This is a genomic window from Klebsiella sp. P1927 (assembly GCF_018204675.1).
GTDB lineage: Bacteria > Pseudomonadota > Gammaproteobacteria > Enterobacterales > Enterobacteriaceae > Klebsiella > Klebsiella pneumoniae.
In genome coordinates, this window is record NZ_CP073380.1 from 109968 (window position 1) to 126113 (window position 16146).

At 54.2% G+C, this 16146-nt stretch carries 22 protein-coding genes and 1 pseudogene; 1 reads left to right on the forward strand and 22 read right to left on the reverse strand.

Annotated elements, in window-relative coordinates:
- Positions 1–28 precede the first annotated feature (28 nt).
- The 11 genes and pseudogenes from KB892_RS30690 to KB892_RS30735 all read right to left on the reverse strand — a co-directional run bounded on the left by KB892_RS30690 (position 29) and on the right by KB892_RS30735 (position 5924).
- A complete protein-coding gene (locus KB892_RS30690; protein WP_004152492.1) occupies positions 29–850 on the reverse strand; it encodes a DUF932 domain-containing protein in 822 nt (273 codons plus the stop codon).
- A gap of 828 nt (positions 851–1678) precedes the next feature.
- Positions 1679–1783: pseudogene (locus KB892_RS31385) on the reverse strand (transcriptional regulator); the annotation flags it as partial.
- Between the two features lie 3 nt (positions 1784–1786).
- On the reverse strand, positions 1787–2065 hold the full coding sequence (locus KB892_RS30695) for a helix-turn-helix domain-containing protein (protein ID WP_004152721.1): 279 nt from the start codon (positions 2063–2065) through the stop codon (positions 1787–1789).
- Positions 2055–2375, reverse strand: a complete 321-nt coding sequence (locus KB892_RS30700; RefSeq protein WP_014343498.1) for a type II toxin-antitoxin system RelE/ParE family toxin — start codon at positions 2373–2375, stop codon at positions 2055–2057. The genes KB892_RS30695 and KB892_RS30700 overlap by 11 nt, the downstream gene beginning before the upstream one ends.
- Positions 2376–2455: 80 nt before the next feature.
- Positions 2456–2680, reverse strand: coding sequence for a hypothetical protein (locus tag KB892_RS30705; RefSeq protein ID WP_014343499.1), 225 nt, complete (start codon positions 2678–2680; stop codon positions 2456–2458).
- Between the two features lie 10 nt (positions 2681–2690).
- Complete coding sequence (locus tag KB892_RS30710; protein WP_014343500.1) at positions 2691–2903, reverse strand: hypothetical protein; 213 nt, start codon at positions 2901–2903, stop codon at positions 2691–2693.
- Positions 2904–2963: 60 nt separating this feature from the next.
- Positions 2964–3320: a hypothetical protein gene (locus KB892_RS30715; protein WP_014343501.1), complete on the reverse strand. Its 357-nt coding sequence runs from the start codon at positions 3318–3320 to the stop codon at positions 2964–2966.
- A gap of 840 nt (positions 3321–4160) precedes the next feature.
- Positions 4161–4478, reverse strand: coding sequence for a hypothetical protein (locus tag KB892_RS30720; protein WP_014343505.1), 318 nt, complete (start codon positions 4476–4478; stop codon positions 4161–4163).
- A 14-nt stretch (positions 4479–4492) separates the two neighbouring features.
- Positions 4493–4843: a hypothetical protein gene (locus KB892_RS30725; RefSeq protein WP_040245917.1), complete on the reverse strand. Its 351-nt coding sequence runs from the start codon at positions 4841–4843 to the stop codon at positions 4493–4495.
- A complete protein-coding gene (locus KB892_RS30730; RefSeq protein WP_040245921.1) occupies positions 4840–5112 on the reverse strand; it encodes a hypothetical protein in 273 nt (90 codons plus the stop codon). The genes KB892_RS30725 and KB892_RS30730 overlap by 4 nt, the downstream gene beginning before the upstream one ends.
- A gap of 692 nt (positions 5113–5804) precedes the next feature.
- Complete coding sequence (locus KB892_RS30735) at positions 5805–5924, reverse strand: type I toxin-antitoxin system Hok family toxin (protein ID WP_159376494.1); 120 nt, start codon at positions 5922–5924, stop codon at positions 5805–5807.
- A 110-nt stretch (positions 5925–6034) separates the two neighbouring features.
- Between KB892_RS30735 and KB892_RS30740 the strand changes: the two genes are divergently transcribed.
- A complete protein-coding gene (locus KB892_RS30740) occupies positions 6035–7108 on the forward strand; it encodes an IS481-like element ISKpn28 family transposase (protein WP_013609528.1) in 1074 nt (357 codons plus the stop codon).
- Positions 7109–7291: 183 nt separating this feature from the next.
- On the opposite strand, the gene KB892_RS30745 is transcribed toward KB892_RS30740, so the two are convergent.
- The 11 genes from KB892_RS30745 to KB892_RS30795 all read right to left on the reverse strand — a co-directional run bounded on the left by KB892_RS30745 (position 7292) and on the right by KB892_RS30795 (position 15612).
- A complete protein-coding gene (locus KB892_RS30745) occupies positions 7292–7666 on the reverse strand; it encodes a hypothetical protein (protein WP_014343510.1) in 375 nt (124 codons plus the stop codon).
- A gap of 55 nt (positions 7667–7721) precedes the next feature.
- On the reverse strand, positions 7722–8048 hold the full coding sequence (locus tag KB892_RS30750) for a hypothetical protein (protein ID WP_013023807.1): 327 nt from the start codon (positions 8046–8048) through the stop codon (positions 7722–7724).
- Positions 8045–8773: a plasmid SOS inhibition protein A gene (locus KB892_RS30755; protein WP_001568058.1), complete on the reverse strand. Its 729-nt coding sequence runs from the start codon at positions 8771–8773 to the stop codon at positions 8045–8047. Before KB892_RS30755 ends, KB892_RS30750 begins: the two co-directional genes overlap by 4 nt.
- Positions 8770–9201, reverse strand: a complete 432-nt coding sequence (gene psiB / locus KB892_RS30760) for a conjugation system SOS inhibitor PsiB (RefSeq protein WP_001568057.1) — start codon at positions 9199–9201, stop codon at positions 8770–8772. The genes KB892_RS30755 and psiB overlap by 4 nt, the downstream gene beginning before the upstream one ends.
- A 44-nt stretch (positions 9202–9245) precedes the next feature.
- The gene (locus KB892_RS30765) at positions 9246–11303 is read right to left on the reverse strand and encodes a ParB/RepB/Spo0J family partition protein (RefSeq protein WP_015493064.1); all 2058 of its coding nucleotides are present in this window, start codon (positions 11301–11303) and stop codon (positions 9246–9248) included.
- Positions 11304–11372: 69 nt separating this feature from the next.
- Positions 11373–11621 (reverse strand): DUF905 domain-containing protein, encoded by a 249-nt coding sequence (locus KB892_RS30770; RefSeq protein WP_001568055.1) that lies wholly within the window; start codon positions 11619–11621, stop codon positions 11373–11375.
- A 48-nt stretch (positions 11622–11669) separates the two neighbouring features.
- A complete protein-coding gene (locus tag KB892_RS30775) occupies positions 11670–12212 on the reverse strand; it encodes a single-stranded DNA-binding protein (RefSeq protein ID WP_014343512.1) in 543 nt (180 codons plus the stop codon).
- Positions 12213–13044: 832 nt separating this feature from the next.
- Positions 13045–13608 carry a class I SAM-dependent methyltransferase gene (locus KB892_RS30780; protein ID WP_014343514.1) on the reverse strand — a complete coding sequence of 188 codons (564 nt, stop codon included), beginning with the start codon at positions 13606–13608 and terminating at the stop codon, positions 13045–13047.
- A gap of 47 nt (positions 13609–13655) precedes the next feature.
- Positions 13656–15011, reverse strand: a complete 1356-nt coding sequence (locus tag KB892_RS30785) for a DUF3560 domain-containing protein (protein ID WP_014343515.1) — start codon at positions 15009–15011, stop codon at positions 13656–13658.
- 51 nt (positions 15012–15062) lie between these two features.
- Positions 15063–15293: a CCDC81 family HU domain 1-containing protein gene (locus tag KB892_RS30790; protein ID WP_001568051.1), complete on the reverse strand. Its 231-nt coding sequence runs from the start codon at positions 15291–15293 to the stop codon at positions 15063–15065.
- A gap of 91 nt (positions 15294–15384) precedes the next feature.
- Positions 15385–15612, reverse strand: coding sequence for a hypothetical protein (locus KB892_RS30795; RefSeq protein ID WP_001568050.1), 228 nt, complete (start codon positions 15610–15612; stop codon positions 15385–15387).
- Positions 15613–16146 lie beyond the last annotated feature (534 nt).

Sequence of the window (16146 nt, forward strand, 5' to 3'; positions counted from 1 at the left end):
ACGCCGGACAGCTGCCCGGCGCTTATAATTAGCCTTTAAGAGTGCGGAATTTCTCCGCAATTAACCACAATGCCTTATTGAGTTTAACATCACCATCGATTGCTTTTACTGGCCGGGTTGTTGTTCTTTTCCCTTTTTCAGTTCGGCCAGGCAAACCGCCTTTAATCAGATTTTCCTGGACCCTTTGATATGTAGTCCAGATGTCATCTTTTTTATCTTCATAACGGCGCGGATGAATTATCTGTTCAATACTGACCGGAGATTTATTTTCATCTTCATATCGGTAGGTTAATGCAGCTTGTCCAAACAGACGCTGTTCTTCCTTGGTTAAGGCAATAGACTTCATGACATCAACGCCTTCAGTTATTTTATCGAAAATTCCCAGAACTTCGTAAGCACCTTCGATAACCCTTCCAACAATATCACCTTTATGAGGTACACGAATCTCACCAAACGACGTACCGCACACAAGGCCATTTGTGCATACAAAACGGAACATACCCGGGATCATTTGATAACTGGACGATCCATCATGCGAGTTAAGAAGAATGATTTCGGGTACTTCTGTTCCTTTATTGGCCCCTTCACGGCGAAGTCTTACCATATGCTTAGTATGCCCCCGTTTATCCTCATCCCTTACTCGTGACTGACAGGCAAAAAATGGCTGGAAACCTTCTTCACGTAATTTATCCAGCAGTGTAATGGTTGGAATATAGGTATAGCGATCACTACGTGAATTATGCTTTTCTTCTGAAAACACAGAAGGTACAACCTTGACTAATTCATCGTTAGTCAGTGGGCGTTCCTGACGAATGGAATGAGTAAGTCCAAATCGGGATGCTAAACGCATATTATTCTCCTTCACCTGTTTAATTTTTTAACCATCACCCGTTGAGTTGCCGGGGCCGCGGTTTTGACTTTGTGCGGGGACCTGCTGAACCTGCCCCCTGGATATAACCTTCACCCGTTTGAGAGCCGTTCGCCGCGAGGGCGTAAACGAGCACGGCCCGGTGCAGATGTCCGGGGGTGAGCGGGAAATTTTTTTCGGTCTAATGAAGCGCAGCGGAATGGCCGGGAAAAATTTATTGCGAAAGGCTCTGCCGTCCCCTGGACAGCAAGACGGGTTGTGCTTGTCTCAGCCCCGGCGAATGGACTCAAACGGGTGATACGGGTACCAGGGGAAAGGAGCAGGCACCCGCCGCAACGACGAAGAGCGCGGGCGCGAAACGGCGTTGCCCTGCAGAGTGCCGGCAGTCCTTCGCCGGCACGGTGAAAGCGGCGCGACCGGGACGGTCGCAGCAAGCGCTGCCGTTGACCTTGACTTCAGACATCAGACACTAGCCGTCAGGCCCGAAACCGCTTGCGGGTTCGGCGGAGCTTACCGCGTCTTTTCGCGGTTAGCGGAGTGTGGCTCGACGACTGGACAGCGTAGCTGGCCAGGAGCCGAAGGTGTCCAGTATGGGTGTGCTTTTAAAGCCTTTAAGGGTTAAAAAGAGGCATCACAGCAGGGAGAAGAAGAGGAAGCAGACAGACAGCAGGCAGCAAACAGGGAAGACGCGGAAAGGAAATGCGGGCGGCGCGTCAGCGCGGCCCGGTTTTCCCGGCGCCGCAGGCGCGCGGCCTTTCGAGGCGCGGCCAGACGGGGACAGATGCCCCCTTCGCCTGCTCTGTTCCCGAATCAGTCAACAAACATCGAGACCGGGATTTGAAATCGATTTGCCAGCGCCCGCATGTGATCGAGGGTCAGACTGCGTTCACCACTGAGGATCCGGCTGACGAGTGACATTCAAACCTGCTGAATTTTAAAGTTAACACCGCAGGCTCTGGCGTACCGAACCAGCGTCTGAATACTCATTCGCGAAGCGTTCTTCTCCATACGTGAGATAGTAGGCGCTTTGATGCCCATACGTTCTGCAACCTGTGCCGACGTCAAACCCGCTTCTTTTCTCCATGTTGCTAAGGTTTCCCGAAGTAGCTCCGAGGCTTCTTCTGCCTCGAATGCCGCGCTGTACTCATGATCGTTCATTGCTTCGGTATGAACCTGGCTAAGGGTTTTATATTTCATTCTGCATTTCCTCCAGTCTGCGAAGTGCCAGATCTATTTCTGCCGGGGGCGTTTTTGGCGATTTTTTGATAAAGATCCGAAGTAGAAAAATACGTTCACCACTCTGATATACCCAGATTCCGCGGGCGATATCTGCCCCCATTGTACGTATTTCGAAAAGGCCGTTTCCAAGCGGCTTGGTATCTGGCTCGCGTAGCTGGCGAGGGTTTGCTTCCAGCTTCATGAGTAGCCTGGCCATTTTTGCACGAATGGCAGCAGGCAGAGCCGTAAACTCTTTTTCAGCCTCATCATGAAAGATGACTGTGAACATGAATGTAATCTCTGGTCCGTATGTGTATACGTTAGCTTAAAAGCTAACTTAGCTCAAGAGCTAAGTTAGCTAACTTCTCACTACCCGATCTTTACAATCTCAATACCCAGCATAAGAGCTATGAATTCCGCTTTGTTCTGAAGCAACCAGGTGCGTGCTTCGGGTGCCTGAGCTTTGCTGATATCGATATCAAACTGATTAAGCGCTGCAGCATCGGCGTGTCCGAGTGTAATACCGCGCCACTGCATCCCCGCATAATAGGCGTTCCCTGCCCCCTGCTGGATTTGTCTTTTCACGTGTTCCATTGCCCAGACCTCATTCCACACCCAGACGGCGGAACATATCGGCGATGATATTCCGGCGCGTATATGAAGCACCTGCGGCTTTCAGATCGGCCAGCACGTTATAGGCGTAACTGGCATCCTTTCCATGAAAAGCGATCAACTTTTCCGCTTTTGGTTCAAAACAGGATGGGGAAGTTTCCCGGGAGAAAACCTCTGATGAGTGTTGATGGCCGTATACTTTCATTTTGCGTTACCTCTGGTCTTTAAGGGATGGCAGCGATACGCCGCCATCCGTGTTTATTTCTCAGCAGTCGTTTGCCGCCAGTTCACTCATCAGTACATCCCGTGCTTCCAGCGCGCGTTCCTCTTCGGCTAGCGTCAGCAGATAGCCGCGCTTTGCCGCAGCGCCCATTAACACCGGACGGTCTTTCAACGGCAGCGCATCCAGATAATCCAGCGCACCACCCAGCAGATGGGCCTGATACAGCTCGTAATGCATCCCGCAGCACCAACCAGCCTCTTTCTCGATACGTTCCAGCACTACATCGGCGCGGATAACATCGAACGGGTTTCGGGAATGAATGTTGCGCACAAAACCGTCAGTCCGGAGGGTTGTGCTTTCTTTGGTGGAGGGTTTTACGTTGACGTTTTGTGTGCTCATCCAGCTTTCTCCTTTGTCTGTTTTTCTGCCTTTTAAAACCATCACCCGTTGAGTTGCCGGGGCCGCGGTTTTGACTTTGTGCGGGGACCTGCTGAACCTGCCCCCTGGATAAAACCTTCACCCGTTTGAGAGCCGTTCGCCGCGAGGGCGTAAACGAGCACGGGCGACAGCAGCTGTCCAGGGCGCGGTTTACCGCGTGCCATTTACCCTGGACGGATGATGGCGACTGTGCTTGTCTCAGCCCCGGCGAATGGACTCAAACGGGTGATACGGCGCCAGGGGAAAGGAGCAGGCATCCGCCGCAACGACGAAGAGCGCGGGCGCGAAACGGCGTTGCCCTGCAGAGTGCCGGCAGCTTTATCGCCGGCACGGTGAAAGCGGCGCGGCCGGAACGGTCGCAGCAAGCGCTGCCGTTGACCCTGACCTCAGACATCAGACACTAGCCGTCAGGCCCGAAACCGCTTGCGGGTTCGGCGGAGCCCGGCGGGTGCGAAGCAGCTGCCCTGGCGGAGTGTGGCTCGACGACTGGACAGCGCAGCTGGCCAGGAGCCGAAGGTGTCCAGTGTGGGTGTGCTTTTAATCCTTTTCAGTTTTAAAAAGGGACACAGCAGGAAATAAAGCCATCACAGGAAGGAACGGAGGAATATAAGAACAAAAGCCCGCAGAGAAATAACGGGCTGATCCAATGGACGAATCGAGAACAATCAACATAAATCAATATCTACAGCTCAATAAGCGGGCTGGATGTAATAATCCGCGTCACAAAATTAACGCTGCCATATATAGGGATTTATTAATTCCTGAAACTGCATTTGTCCGGAGCACAGACAGGTCAGGAGCTTACTTATCATTGTTTTCACTCACATTATTCGTTTCAAACGAGACAAGAAATGTTTTCAGCCCTGCACAAAACGCATTGAATTCTTCCGGTGTGACATCTGCGGATCGTTTTATTCTGGCTCCGCGAAGATGAGAATTACCGGATGCATTTTTTTCCGCCCCGGCACTGCGGATTATCGAGTCGGCCCGGCTTTTTGAACATGGAACACCGCCCAGGCTGATAATTTGTGCAACATCGTTCCTGTTGAGGCAGCCAATCGCCCCGGCAATCATCTTAAGATTAGCCGTAAGTTGTCTGCAGGAAAGTACGTCACTCATCGGATTTACCTTCTTCAGCGATCGAGCCGTTCGACGGTGGCCAGCAATTGCGGATAGGTCGCTGACTGACACTTTTCGTACAGTGATTTAGCTGCGGGTATCCCTTCCAGATAATCATCCGAGTCCCGAATTTCCTGAGCCAGATATTCAATAAAGGCGGGTTCCACAACGGAGCCATTCAGAACATTAAGCAGAACCTGTGTTTCGTCGTCATCGAGAGGAAGGGCACAGGCGCGAACCAGATGCGCATAGCGATCAAAGATATTATTCAGCCGTTCAGTCACCCCTTCCCTGTGGGAGTTCAGATGTGCTCGCAGCTTAGGCGAAGGTGTGAAAGAGGGGTTGCGGGAGATCTCTTTTTTCACTGGTTATCCTCAGAATACTGGCCCGACATAATTAAGAATTTGCGCCGCTCCCTCACGAACTGTCGGTACCATTTACGGGCAACACTGGCCAGATCGTCCTCAGAAGCGCCACAGGAAAGCGTACTCCCCATAAACCCTCCACCACGGCAAATCTGGGCGCCGGTGTTACCAGGGTGCCCCGGGGACTCCAGGTGAACATAACCACCACTGTCGGGTGCGTAAAAACTGAAAATTTCGCCGGTTTTACGGGATTTTATCGTGAAGTTCATGCTGGCTCTCCTTTGGCTCACCCGCGACTGCGCTTCGCCTCACTGAGTTAAGTGGAACAATTTCTGTTCATTACGCAATCAACTGTATGACAGATGTCATACATAATCAACAAAAAAAGCCTGCTTAAAAAGCAGGCGAACATCACTGTATCATATAAGGAATGAACTGCAGTATCACCTGGCAGACCGGGCGACTGATTTACCAGGAAAGCGGATACCGCGCATTGCACGAATAAGTTATAGCAGCACTTTTCCGGAAGGAAAACCCGGCAGGCGGGCGGGTTAAGTGCTATGCAACCTGATGTAGCGCCGGGTTTCCCCGGGGAGCCTTTGGACAGCCTCACTGACTCGTGGTCTTTTAACTCTGCCGTTGCTGTTTCCACCCCTCCGTAAAGAGGGCTACGCTACAGAGAGAACTTATCACCAGAACCCAAATGTTCACAATCAATCACTTTTTTTTCAGACTGATGACAGGGTGTTACGGTGAATGAAGGATGTTAATGTGACTTGCGATTCATTGAATCTGTGTTGTAGGTAGATGAAAGATTTTTGCCCGCCTGTCGTGCGGGCTTTTTTTCCTGTAAGCAGGAAAAAGGGGCTACCGGTGAACGGTAACCCCTTCATAAAGGCGCTTCAGGCTTGTCAGACATCATCTCCCCTGAATGGCGGGGGCTTCCCCCCGCCGGGGTTAGCTACTTAGCGGATTCGTAAGCCAGAAAAGCCGCCACCTCCCTGTTCGTGTCCCTGTACCGGATTTCACAAAGTGATTTCCGGGTGAGGTAAGTGAATATCAGCAGTGTGAGGCACACTATTAATACGCACCCGAGCAGAGTGTTTCGCGGCAGTTTCATGGCCTTCTTCTCCTGTGTAAGTTCACACAGATATTGCAATTGCCTCAGAACACTAAAGGAGGGATTGCCAGATGTTGATGCAGCATATCGGTGTCGGCTATTTTGGGTATTACCGAGCAACTGCTTATGCGATGAAACACTCTCTTATGCCCGAGATTGCGAAGTTAAGAATGAAGGCTCTGAACTTCTGGGATAAGCACGGGATCCGTGCCGCAGCTGATGCTTTTGACGTATCAACGCGAACACTCTACTGGTGGCGCCGGTTACTGCGCACCGGTGGTCCAGAAGCACTAATTCCAAGAAGCAAAGCCCCTCTGGTTCGCCGTTCAAGGCACTGGCATCCTGATGTACTCAAGGAGATCAGGCGTCTGAGAACTGAGTTACCCAATCTCGGCAAAGAGCAGATTTTTGTCAGGCTGAAACCATGGTGTGAAGCGCGGCATTTTACCTGTCCCAGCACGTCAACCATTGGAAGAATCATTGCTGGTGCTCACGATAAAATGCGGATGATCCCCGTACGCCTCAGCGCCAGGGGCAAAGCCCGGTTGATAAAAAAACGCTCAGTGAAGCCCAGAAGACCAAAACAATACCGCCCGGTAAAAACAGGCGAACTCATAGGGATGGACGCGATTGAACTCAGGATGGGGGACCTACGCCGCTATATCATTACCATGATCGACGAGCACAGCGACTATGCGCTGGCCCTGGCGGTCCCTTCACTCAACAGCGATATTACCAGCCATTTCTTCAGCAAGGCCACAAAGCTCTTTCCTGTCGCTATCAGACAAGTTGTCACTGACAACGGTAAGGAGTTCCTCGGTAACTTTGATAAAACGCTACAGGAAGCCTCGATTAAACACATCTGGACCTATCCGTACACACCGAAAATGAATGCGACCTGTGAGCGATTTAACCGGACACTTAGAGAACAATTTATTGAATTCAATGAATTGTTGCTTTTTGAGGACCTGAATTTGTTTAATCAAAGAATGGCTGAATATCTGGTGCTGTATAACAGCAAAAGGCCACATAAATCACTCGAACTGATGACGCCAGTGGACTATATTTTACGTGAGAGTAAAAATTGCAATATGTGGTGGACCCATACATCTCCTTGCCTTGCGGCATCTAAGAGGCTATCCTGATGTTGTCTAGGCATACAGGTGGCCTCGTGGGTTAATGAAAATTAACTACGGGGCTTTCTGCTTTTTGCCACACAACACGGTAACAAACCACCTTCACGTCATGAGGCAAAAAGCCTCAAGCGCCACGTCGATTATACCGGGACGGTGCTATTTCTTACCAGGTATATCCACGCTTTATGCTGCTTAGCGCTTTAAATATCTAATGTATACCCATCCCGCAATCAAGACGCCCGTGCCCAGCGCAAGATTAGGCAAAATCACATCGTTTGCACTTGCATATATGGTATTAGGATCATGTTGCCCCCAGAATGCCAGCTTGTACCCGATGCCCCAGACAAAGAATATAATCCCGGCAATCAGAACGCCGAATTCTATAACGCCGAGCAGGATTCCATCTAACCAGTCAGGCGGATCACGCCATGTGATGACCGCAGCTATTAGTGTGCAGATAATCTGGCCTGCATAATAACAAGGGGAACCATACCATTCCGGAGCAACATGCTTCACGATCAACCAGAACAGCACGTTCATTAAGATAACGAGCAACCAGTACCTCATAGTTCTGCTTTCCTTGTATTTGGCCATCTGAGTTGTCAGACAGCATTGTACTTATTCATCGGGCGGACTTGCCATTGAAATACTCCGGACGCGCAGCCAGTTCACGCTCGATTAACTCGTCGGCAAACAAAGGGGCAACACGATGAATACGAGCCTGCATGTTGCGCCTTCTCACCGCAGCTTTCCGTTCATCGCTCCAGCGTTGGATCTGTTTCTGGCCGTGAAAATCCACGCATACAGCGTAACCTGAGCCAGCCACCCAGCGTGACATCACCTCTTCAGGTGCCGCCTGCCCAGCCTCCACGACAACGGAAATCAGTTCCCGTGGACCCGGGCAGGGCCTGTGCGGCAGTTTCCAGCGCAGAGAATAGCGCCACTTCATACACCACTCCGATCAGCCAGCTTATTTGGCACCTGCCAGCGTTCAGCAACACGAATATGCTCAGGTGTTTCCCGGACAATTAACGGAATTTCGTACATCACTGCATACAGCGGCTCACCGCTGATGCGAAGCCAGTCCAGTTCCTTCAGCGATGTGAATCGCGACTGCCAGCGCCAGAACGGTGCTGCAAGCTCTGCCGCGTCAAACTCGTCGCTCCACCGGGTGTACCAGGTGCAGACGGTTTCCGGTGACTGAAAATTCAGTTCTGTGACAGCCTGTCCCAGCAGGTTCTGACGCAGTAACCAGGACTGCTCGACCTGACGGGCTTCACGGCGCATTTTTCGGGTGAAGGCAAAGTCCTGACGTTTTAGCCTGCGTACTGTTCGGGTATGAAGGACTTCCGGAAAAAGTTCAGCCTGCACATCCATTGTCAGCGGCAGCGGACAGTATTCCCCGTGGCTGGAGATAAGCATATCCAGCGCCTCTTCCACCTGTTTCAGGCTGGAAAGGCGGTCTTTTGGATCACGGTGAAGGCCCGGAATACGGCGGGCAACGTCACTGTTAATCCGGCTACAGCCTGTCAGCAGGCGCAGGAATGTCCGGACGTGTGGCATCGATGGCAGACGTGCGCCGCGCTGGCGAGCCTCTTCCACCGTCATGATGGCCTGCAGCGCTGCCTGACGGGCTGGTTTCAGGGATACAAGAGCACTGGATGACGGGATCATTGTGCGCCCTCCTGTGACAGCGTGCTGATGATGCTGGCAAACGAGTAGCCACCGGCGTCAAGACACTCGATGAGATCCAGAGTATGGGTGATGAGTTCAGGGTTGAATGCATCCATCACGCGAACGACAGAGAACGGCTGACCGTCACGGGTAACAAAGACCACTATCCAGCGAGGATTCAACTCCCCCGGACTGCATACCGCCACATCAAAGTGACCATGAGAGGGGGTAAAACGGATCTGGACAGGAAAGAAGCCGCCAAATTCGCACCGGTATTCGGCATTCACGGACCAGCCGGACGGTGAGGTCAGATCGCGCATGACAGCGTGACTCAGCTCCCGGCGAAAGTCTTCACCGGCGGCGCGGTAGTCTTCCAGCTCATCAGAAGACATGGTTTTCAGGACATCCAGAGTCAGTAACGTTTTCATTTTCAGTCTCCTTATCGCCGCCCCGCAGGGCGGCGTCTCCGTTATCAGGCGGCGCAGGCCGGGTTGTTATGGTCGGTGACGTCGCCGGCATCAGCGTCGGTATCGTTCTGACTTGTTGCCAGACTGAGTTCAGACTTTGCGGCAGGCTGTTTCTGATTGTCAGCACTGGTCATCCATTCCGGAACCCAACGGATTTTTGAGAGGAAGTGCTCTGCATGTTCAGCGGCATCCTTTTTCTTCATCTTCGCGGCGTCCTGTGCTGCGCCAGCCAGTCCGGCCTGAGAGAGTGCCTGTACAATGTGTGGCAGCTTCATGTGCGAGAAAAGGTTATCAGCCGTCGGTTTCCACCAGTCACGAAGGTCAAACTGAATGGCGTTTTCCACCCCATCCAGCGAACTCTGGTGTTTACGACCAGATTCATCCTTGCCCTGTACACCATCTATGGAGCAGGCGGTGCAGAAAGCCATCAGTGCCATCAGGGTTGCGCCATCGAGCGTAAAGAAGGTGGTCATATCCTTTCGCCAGTTTTCCGGCAGCAGGGCTTCAAGACGTTCTTTTTCTGACTGGATGGCCTGAAACGCAACGCTGTTTTCACCGTCAGGTGCTTCACGGGTCAGCGCGTAATGCGACACACTCACGCTAATGCAGAACGGCTCTTTGACGGACGTTGTGGTATGGAAAACCGAGTTACACATTTTCCAGACCATCAGCGCGACGGCTTTCTGCGGCTGCTGCAACAGGGCCGCCTGAACCGCCAGTGTGCGTTCAGAAGAAAGGCGGGTCAGCAACGGGACACTGACGGCGTCCAGCGGATCGACTTTTTCAGGGGCCTGATCGGTGGATGCATCCTTCTCCTCCATTTTTTCATCGGCGCACAGCACCACACCGCGCTGTACTTTCACCTCCTGGCCAGTCCAGGAAACCACCACTCCGGCAGATTGCTTCATTTCATCCGTCCATGCCCGGTGTTTTGCCCGGTGCGCGATGGTCTGCTGTTCTTCCCAGACGGCTTCCAGAGCCCCGGCCACGACGTCATCATTCACGCCGGGGTTCTCGTCTTCATACTTAGCTTCCAGAGCTTCCAGCTCTGCAAGACGTTCTGATTCGGCTTCGGTATATTCCACAGGCGGGACAGCATGCAGGCGCCAGATTTTAGTGTCCTTCCCGTAGTGTGAAATCGGGTCAAGACGACCATCACACCATGACCAGCCTTCCGCTTCGCGGAGGTGCTCCGCGATGTTCTGCAGTTTTTCCAGCAGGGCGGTATCGAGCGATGCACTTTTGACATAGCCGCCGTTTTCGCTGCTGAAGAGATCAACCCGGATTTCATCCGGACTGAATGCGGCCTCTCCCACAAAGCGGAATTTGTCGCCGTTTGTGGAAACCTCTTCTGAGATAATGAGGTTACGGATCGAGGAAACTGATGCTTCATTATTCCAGGACCGTTTGCGGGCGGATTCCAGCACTTCCACCTGGCGTTTCTGATCGCTTTCGAGCGCCAGTGCCTGGCAGTGTTCGGTGGTGATTTCATCCTTCGCCAGCGCCGCCAGAATTTCGGGAGCCAGTTCGGTCAGCTTCAACATGCGCTGAACATGACGCGTACCGAACCCAAGCAAATCGCCAATCTGCGCGGCGGTTTTCCCCTGCTCTGCCAGTGTGCGGAACCCGGCGATCTGTTCAGACGGATGCATTGCCATCTGCTGTTCGTTTTCTGCCATTGATGCCGCAACAGCCAGTTCATCAGGTACCTTTTTCACCATCACCTGATATCCGGCATCGATACGGTTTTCACTCTGCAGGAGCTGCAGCGCTTTCAGGCGACGACCACCGGCAGCCACACCACAGCGACCATCCGGGAGGTTATGCACGACCAGATTCTGCAACAGGCCAATGGCTTCAATGGAATCTGCCATTGAACAGACTTTCTCCGCCGGATAGGGAATGGTCCTGACGTTCAGGGGAGACTTCACCAGTGCCGTCACCGGGACATACTCGACCTGTGCGGCATCGAGAGCCACTTTAAGCGCCTCAGCTTCGGCAGACTTAAGCGTTTTTTTGCTGGTTTTCGGTGCAGTTTTTACCTTAGACTCTGTTGCAGACATAATTGATACCTCTTAGCTATTGATGAATGTCTGCCGGACAGCCCACCTGTCCGGCCTTCTTCTTACTGCTTACTTCGTTTTGCGTACTCCGTAGTCCCGGATGTAGCGGTTCATCATGTCCTCGCCGCCCGGTTCAAAATTCCAGACGCGCCAGATCATGCTGCCGTCATCCTGATGACGGACGACAAGGCGAAAATGGGTCCCCTGGTCATCTTCAATCGCCACATTCTGATACTGCGCTGCGACAACCTGAGCCTGCTCGCGGGTAAACGTGCCATCCGGCAGGGATACAAGCGGGGACAAAACGTTATGGTCCATGTGTTTCTCCTTTTCTGCCCCGCCTGAACGGGGCGTCTTCATCGTGGTTTAAAAGGGCGCGTCATCATCCATTGGTGGGAAATCATCCGGGAGTGGCTGAGGCGGTTGCTGAGACGGGGCGGCATCCTGACGGCCTTTCTTACCGCCCTTCGCTTTCGGGGATTTAGCTGCGGCCTGAGCAGGTTGTGCCGGGGTGGCAGGATTTTGCGGCTGCGCGGCGCTCTCAGGCACTCCGGATTCACGGCGGCCGCCGAGCATCTGCAGGGTGCCGTTCTGCCCGACCAGCACCTCGGTGACGTAGCGCGTGACTCCGGCATCGTCCTGCCAGTTGCGGGTGCGCAGCTGGCCCTCGATGTAGACCTGTGCGCCTTTACGCAGGTATTCACCCGCCACTTCCGCGAGCTTGCCGAACATGACAACACGGTGCCACTCGGTGTTTTCGCGCATCTCTCCCGTCTGCTTGTCACGCCATGTTTCAGACGTGGCCAGCGTCAGATTGACCACTGCGCCCCCGTTGGGCATGTAACGCACTTCCGGGTCCTGTCCCAGATGTCCAACCAGAATGACTTTGTTAACGCCACGTGCTGCCATGATGAATCTCCTTAATCCGTTGTTTTGCCTTTTAAAACCATCACCCGTTGAGTTGCCGGGGCCGCGGTTTTGACTTTGTGCGGGGACCTGCTGAACCTGCCCCCTGGATATAACCTTCACCCGTTTGAGAGCCGTTCGCCGCAAGGGCGTAAACGAGCACGGCCCGGTGCAGATGTCCGGGGGTGAGCGGGAAATTTTTTTCGGCCTAATGAAGCGGCAGCGGAATGGCCGGGAAAAATTTATTGCGAAAGGCCCTGCCGTCCCCTGGACAGCAAGACGGGTTGTGCTTGTCTCAGCCCCGGCGAATGGACTCAAACGGGTGATACGGGTACCAGGGGAAAGGAGCAGGCACCCGCCGCAACGACGAAGAGCGCGGGCGCGAAACGGCGTTGCCCCGCAGAGTGCCGGCAGCTTTATCGCCGGCACGGTGAAAGCGGCGCGACCGGGACGGTCGCAGCAAGCGCTGCCGTTGACCTTGACGTCAGACATCAGACACTAGCCGCCAGGCCCGAAACCGCGTAGCGGGTTCGGCGGAGCTTACCGCGTCTTTTCGCGGTTAGCGGAGTGTGGCTCGACGACCGGACAGCGTAGCTGGCCAGGAGCCGAAGGTGTCCAGTGTGGGTGTGCTTTTAAAGCCTTTAAGGGTTAAAAAGAGGCATCACAGCAGGGAGAAGAAGAGGAAGCAGACAGACAGCAGGCAGCAAACAGGGAAGACGCGGAAAGGAAATGCGGGCGGCGCGTCAGCGCGGCCCGGTTTTCCCGGCGCCGCAGGCGCGCGGTCTTTCGAGGCGCGGCCAGACGGGGACAGGTGCCCCGCCGGCTTAACGTGTCATCAGACGGTTATTCTGAGGATGGCGGTCGCTACCTGGGTATACGTGAATGTTCCCCGCGGCAACGGCTCCCAGACGTCCGCCAGGGACTCCAGCGCCTTTTGCTGACGCGGGCCGTCCAGACATATGCCCGTCAGAATCCCGCCAGGCTCAAGCAGAGTTAATGCCCGCCGGATATGCCGGATATCATCACCGCGATGAAACGGCGGATTCATGATGATTCGGGTATACCGGCGATCCGGATGATATTCGAGAAAATCCCCGCACCAGGTCCGGACCTCCGGGAAACGTGCCTGCAGGTGGCTGACTAATCCGGCGTGCAGCTCCACGGCGTCACACTTCGCCCGGGGGACTGTATCCCTGATCGCCTGCAGTATGGCGCCCGTTCCTGCGCTGGGTTCCAGAATGCGATCGGTTTCCCGGACATCAGCCAGCTCAACCAGCCGGCGACATTCCGGGGCGGGGGTGACAAAAAGCTGCGAGCTCCCCTGAATTTCAGCGACAGGGGCGCGCCCCTCCAGTTTGTCCCGCATCGCCTGAATACGGTGTTTAAGGTCATGATGCATGAATGTACTCCCTGATCTCCCCGGCAAGATGCCGGGGAGCCTTCCTGTCATTTTTTCGGAATTTCAACGGTTTTCATGTCTGTGATATACACATTCACGAGCGTACAGCCGTGCGTCATGCACCGGCGGAAGCGGTAAGCGCCGTGTGTTTCGGTTTCTGCAGCACCCCGCACGCCTTTATAATCAGCGGGTAATTTCGCCCACTCGGCCTTTGTCATTTCCCGGAACCCTTCCCCCGGATAGTTGACGATCGGTGGGCGCTTCGCCGCTTTCTTCGCGTCGCTGGCTTCCTCCGCTGTCGGGGCTTTGTAGTCCGTGATACGGTCGGGCGTGAGTTTCATCGTGCCGCTGTAGCCCAGAAAGCGATAACAGGGCGTTTCGACTGAACTCACCTCCCCCTGACTCCGGTTAACCCGGAGAATGGTTAACCATTCTCCCCGGCTCAGTACCTGCCCGCCTGGTTCAAATTCCTCTGTTCGGGTGACAACGCCACCGTTTTCATTAAGCATCGCGCGTTCGTAGGCCAGGCGGTTCTGGTAATGATTAACCCAGCGCTGTTGGTGGCTAATCGTGCGCTCATGACAGCGGATCGCAATATCCCGCGCCTGTTCAAAAGTAATGATCTCCTCAGACAGGGCAGAATGGAGAGACATCGAGCCCTCATACTGGCTTTTCTCTGTCGGGCGGGGGTATTTGTCGAGCGTGAAGCAGGCATGAATATGATCATAATTACTGACCAGTAACGCCATTTTCAGATCGAGCGTCTGCGCACGCCACATCGTCATATACTTTTCAGACCGGGCAATGTGCTTTTGGGACTTGCGTAATTCCGCCTCGATTTTTTTGATACGGCGGTAACGCACATCCGGACGCTCCTTGTATTTCGCGTGCCGCAGAGAGGCCTGCGCGCGCTGTTCCCAGTATTCGGCGCGCTCGAACAGCATCACCGCACGTTTCATGCCGTTCTCAATTTTCTGCGCATGCCGGCGCGCGCGGCGCTCGCTGTGGTGGCCTACCAGGATCGGCTGTCCCAGCGGGACAGCCGATGCCAGCGAATCAACATGCGCAAGCGCCTGCTCCGATTCAACCGCCCGCCGGTCACTGTAGTCACTGAACCGCCCGGCGCGCTGCTCCTGGCGATCAAACAAGGTGCTGTCCTCGTCCTCGATATCACCGGCGAGGGAAAGCAGGACATCCTCCCGCCCCGGCGTCCAGGCTGGCGCCACAAAGAGTTCCTGTTTGGGCGCCCAGCGAAAGCCTGCTTTGTTGATCAGGGAATACGTTTCTTCATCGAGCCGTAATGATGCGTAAAGTCGCAATTTATTATCATCGGGTGAATAAGTTGCCCGGTAAGTCTGGCTGACGGTATTTTCCGTCATGATCTGTGCGGTAGTCGGTGTCATTGTGTTTTCTCCTTCCTGCAGTTGCCGCCCCTCGCGGGGCGGCTCACCTCATCAGTTAAATGCGCGTTTCAGTTCCAGCGTGCGGAGTACCTGCCCGAGGGCGGTATTTTTCATCGCGGGGATGTGGACACCGCGCCCTTTGCGGTGACTTCTGGCGATATGACGCCCGAAAGCTCTGAGAGCGGGATCAATCTCAGGTGCGGTGATATCTGCGCGCAGAATGCGCGAATGACGACGGGGCTTTACAGCGCCTGCGGAAGGTGAAAAAATAGAAACGATCATAGAGTTGACTCCTTATGGTAGTTAACGAAGCCGGAAAAACCGTTCGTGCGATTTTTACGGCGTGGGAGAAGCAGGGTTTACCCTGCTTTTTTCATATCTGCGGTTTGCTTCCCGCTTCTTCTTCCTCCTTCTTAAGCTGATCGGTAATGTCTTCCGGTTCGCCCAGAAACCAGCCTTTGACGGGTTCACAGCGTTCAATAAACGCTTTTATCGCCCGTTTTCCGGTCGTGGCCTGCACCCGGGTAAACATCGGCAGATTGCCGCTGGCATTGCTTCCCAGAAATGCGATCCGATACGTTCGCAATGAAGGATCCTGCATTTTTCTTTTTCCTGATTTTTAAAGAACATCACCCGTTGAGTTGCCGGGGCCGCGGTTTTGACTTTGTGCGGGGACCTGCTGAACCTGCCCCCTGGATATAACCTTCACCCGTTTGAGAGCCGTTCGCCGCAAGGGCGTAAACGAGCACGGCCCGGTGCAGATGTCCGGGGGTGAGCGGGAAATTTTTTTCGGCCTAATGAAGCGGCAGCGGAATGGCCGGGAAAAATTTATTGCGAAAGGCCCTGCCGTCCCCTGGACAGCAAGACGGGTTGTGCTTGTCTCAGCCCCGGCGAATGGACTCAAACGGGTGATACGGGTACCAGGGGAAAGGAGCAGGCACCCGCCGCAACGACGGAACGCGCGGGCGCGAAACGGCGTTGCCCCGCAGAGTGCCGGCAGTCCTTCGCCGGCACGGTGAAAGCGGCGCGACCGGGACGGTCGCAGCAAGCGCTGCCGTTGACCTTGACGTCAGACATCAGACACTAGCCGCCAGGCCCGAAACCGCGTAGCGGGTTCGGCGGAGCTTACCGCGTC

Coding starts and splice junctions, on each gene's coding strand:
- KB892_RS30690 (WP_004152492.1), bottom strand. CDS start 850: ATGCGTTTAGCATCCCGATTTGGACTTACTCATTCCATTCGTCAGGAA.
- KB892_RS30695 (WP_004152721.1), bottom strand. CDS start 2,065: ATGAAATATAAAACCCTTAGCCAGGTTCATACCGAAGCAATGAACGAT.
- KB892_RS30700 (WP_014343498.1), bottom strand. CDS start 2,375: ATGTTCACAGTCATCTTTCATGATGAGGCTGAAAAAGAGTTTACGGCT.
- KB892_RS30705 (WP_014343499.1), bottom strand. CDS start 2,680: ATGGAACACGTGAAAAGACAAATCCAGCAGGGGGCAGGGAACGCCTAT.
- KB892_RS30710 (WP_014343500.1), bottom strand. CDS start 2,903: ATGAAAGTATACGGCCATCAACACTCATCAGAGGTTTTCTCCCGGGAA.
- KB892_RS30715 (WP_014343501.1), bottom strand. CDS start 3,320: ATGAGCACACAAAACGTCAACGTAAAACCCTCCACCAAAGAAAGCACA.
- KB892_RS30720 (WP_014343505.1), bottom strand. CDS start 4,478: ATGAGTGACGTACTTTCCTGCAGACAACTTACGGCTAATCTTAAGATG.
- KB892_RS30730 (WP_040245921.1), bottom strand. CDS start 5,112: ATGAACTTCACGATAAAATCCCGTAAAACCGGCGAAATTTTCAGTTTT.
- KB892_RS30740 (WP_013609528.1), top strand. CDS start 6,035: ATGTTGATGCAGCATATCGGTGTCGGCTATTTTGGGTATTACCGAGCA.
- KB892_RS30745 (WP_014343510.1), bottom strand. CDS start 7,666: ATGAGGTACTGGTTGCTCGTTATCTTAATGAACGTGCTGTTCTGGTTG.
- KB892_RS30750 (WP_013023807.1), bottom strand. CDS start 8,048: ATGAAGTGGCGCTATTCTCTGCGCTGGAAACTGCCGCACAGGCCCTGC.
- KB892_RS30755 (WP_001568058.1), bottom strand. CDS start 8,773: ATGATCCCGTCATCCAGTGCTCTTGTATCCCTGAAACCAGCCCGTCAG.
- psiB (WP_001568057.1), bottom strand. CDS start 9,201: ATGAAAACGTTACTGACTCTGGATGTCCTGAAAACCATGTCTTCTGAT.
- KB892_RS30765 (WP_015493064.1), bottom strand. CDS start 11,303: ATGTCTGCAACAGAGTCTAAGGTAAAAACTGCACCGAAAACCAGCAAA.
- KB892_RS30770 (WP_001568055.1), bottom strand. CDS start 11,621: ATGGACCATAACGTTTTGTCCCCGCTTGTATCCCTGCCGGATGGCACG.
- KB892_RS30775 (WP_014343512.1), bottom strand. CDS start 12,212: ATGGCAGCACGTGGCGTTAACAAAGTCATTCTGGTTGGACATCTGGGA.
- KB892_RS30780 (WP_014343514.1), bottom strand. CDS start 13,608: ATGCATCATGACCTTAAACACCGTATTCAGGCGATGCGGGACAAACTG.
- KB892_RS30785 (WP_014343515.1), bottom strand. CDS start 15,011: ATGACACCGACTACCGCACAGATCATGACGGAAAATACCGTCAGCCAG.
- KB892_RS30790 (WP_001568051.1), bottom strand. CDS start 15,293: ATGATCGTTTCTATTTTTTCACCTTCCGCAGGCGCTGTAAAGCCCCGT.
- KB892_RS30795 (WP_001568050.1), bottom strand. CDS start 15,612: ATGCAGGATCCTTCATTGCGAACGTATCGGATCGCATTTCTGGGAAGC.